Raw genomic sequence first — 2,030 nt, 5'->3', positions numbered from 1 at the left:
ATTCAGTGGTGGTTAATAAAACCAACTGATTTAGATATTTTGACCAATATTTAGTTAAAAAATAAGCGTTGCCAATTTCGGCGCACACTTGTACACTGAAACTGTTTTAAACACGCGTATTAGTAAATAAATATGACAAAACTACTCCCTTATTCACGCCAAGAAGAACAACTTAACGTGCTCACTCACGGCATGGGAGTACTCTTTGCGATATATGTGCTGTGGGATTTGATTTCACAATCTAATGTCGCATCGGCGACAGTGAGTGCCATCGTTTATGGATCAAGTCTACTGGTATTATTCTTAGCCTCTACTTTATATCATGCCAGTACTAAAGAACGAATTCGTGCTATTTATAAAAAATGTGACCACTGTGCTATTTACCTACTTATTGCAGGTACTTATACACCCTATTTAGTTATTACTTTATCAGGGGCATGGTCAATTGCCGCTTTAGTGTTTATTTGGTCTCTAGCTTTAGGCGGTGTTATTTATAAATTGCTAGTAAAAAACGGTAATAAAAAGGTCTCTCTCGCCACTTATTTATTAATGGGCTGGTTTGCATTGGCGCTTGTATATCCTCTTTATTTAAACCTTGATTTAAGTGCATTATGGTGGTTATTAGCAGGTGGTATTGCTTACAGCTTAGGAACTTTGTTCTACAGTGCTAAAACCCGCCATTTCAGCCATGCAATTTGGCATGTATTCGTGCTAGTTGGCTGTGTCTGCCACTACGTATCAATTAGTTTATATGTTTATTAATCCCACTGATGTAGGCGCATATTAATTTTAGTCTTATTAAATGTTACGCCTTCACTGAGTAGTTTTTGTCGTTGCTCAAGATGTTTACAGCTGCCCTCAGGAAAGGAAATTTTACCTTGGCTATTTACCACCCGATGCCACGGGATGCTTGAGCCTTCAGGCATGAGCTTTAATAGCCGCCCTACCAATCTCGAATTGTTAGGGTATCCAGCAAGCTTTGCTACTTGCCCATAACTTGCTACTTTTCCCTCTGGAATTGCACAAATAATGGTATAAATTAAATCCTCTTTACTAACGTGTGTTGGTTGCTGCACGACTATACTCCAAATATTGTTTACTGATCTCGCTAAAATCTTGCCAAATAGCTCTAGCAACAGGACCATGATGGACAGAGTGCTGTCTAAATACGCGAATTTCTGCGCCAAACTGGTGTTCACGGTCAGTAATTTTAATTTGCTGTAATAAACCAGCTTCTATTTCAGCTTTGCAGTGTTGTAAACTAATCATTGCCCAACCTGCACCAGACAATAAAAACGACTTAACACTGGTTATATCATCAATTTTCATCAATGCAGCTCCCAAGGTATAAGAAAGCCTATCACTGTCAAAGCTCAAGTCGCTTTCAAACATAGCTAAGCAAGGGTAATTTTGAATATCCGCAAAGCTGATTTCATTTGGCACCACATCAGGAGCACTGACAATACCAATATCAAATTTACCAATTGGTAGACTCTCAAAATCCCCTGTTGCATGAAACAAATCAAACCAAGGACCAATTCCTAAATCAGCCTGATGGCTGTTAACCTGCTCAAGGGATACAAAGCGTTTACCCGAAGAAATACTAAACTCTGTACTGGCAAAGCGCTTAAAGGTTTGGCTAATCACTTGGTTATAGCTATGTTGATGACAAAGCTGTTCATAACAAATTTTGTAATTTGCCTCATTGCCTAGTGCAAGTTCTTTAGCTAATGATCTTAACTCACTGTTTGCATTCATCAATTGGCGCGCTTCTCGGTAAAAAATACGGCCTTTTTCAGTTAAATGTAAACGATATTGACTTCGATCTAGTAGCTCAAAACCTAGTTCCGACTCTAGCTTCTTAATAGCCAAAGTTAGAGCAGGTTGGGTCTTATGCAATTTTACTGCGGCTTGACTCAAACTAGAGCTTTGCACAATAGCATCTAGAACGATTAATTGATTTAAATTCATTAATGGCAAACTATATAAATAAAATTAATACTGTTTCTAAAATTTAATAATTTTTATTT

3 protein-coding genes are annotated in these 2,030 nt (G+C 37.8%); 1 reads left to right on the top strand and 2 read right to left on the bottom strand.

Annotated elements, in window-relative coordinates; genetic code table 11:
• Positions 1 to 132: 132 nt before the first annotated feature.
• Positions 133 to 762 carry a hemolysin III family protein gene (locus tag L1D46_RS20470; RefSeq protein WP_130052670.1) on the top strand — a complete coding sequence of 210 codons (630 nt, stop codon included), beginning with the start codon at positions 133 to 135 and terminating at the stop codon, positions 760 to 762.
• Here L1D46_RS20470 and L1D46_RS20465 read toward each other — a convergent pair.
• Positions 759 to 1,076 (bottom strand): MGMT family protein, encoded by a 318-nt coding sequence (locus L1D46_RS20465; protein WP_239978154.1) that lies wholly within the window; start codon positions 1,074 to 1,076, stop codon positions 759 to 761. The two genes, L1D46_RS20470 and L1D46_RS20465, sit on opposite strands and share 4 nt — an antisense overlap.
• Positions 1,054 to 1,971 carry a LysR family transcriptional regulator gene (locus tag L1D46_RS20460; protein WP_130052672.1) on the bottom strand — a complete coding sequence of 306 codons (918 nt, stop codon included), beginning with the start codon at positions 1,969 to 1,971 and terminating at the stop codon, positions 1,054 to 1,056. The genes L1D46_RS20465 and L1D46_RS20460 overlap by 23 nt, the downstream gene beginning before the upstream one ends.
• Positions 1,972 to 2,030: the final 59 nt, after the last annotated feature.

This window comes from Pseudoalteromonas sp. Isolate3 (assembly GCF_022398505.1).
GTDB classification, from domain to species: domain Bacteria; phylum Pseudomonadota; class Gammaproteobacteria; order Enterobacterales; family Alteromonadaceae; genus Pseudoalteromonas; species Pseudoalteromonas apostichopi.
This window is presented reverse-complemented; position numbering and strand designations above follow the sequence as displayed.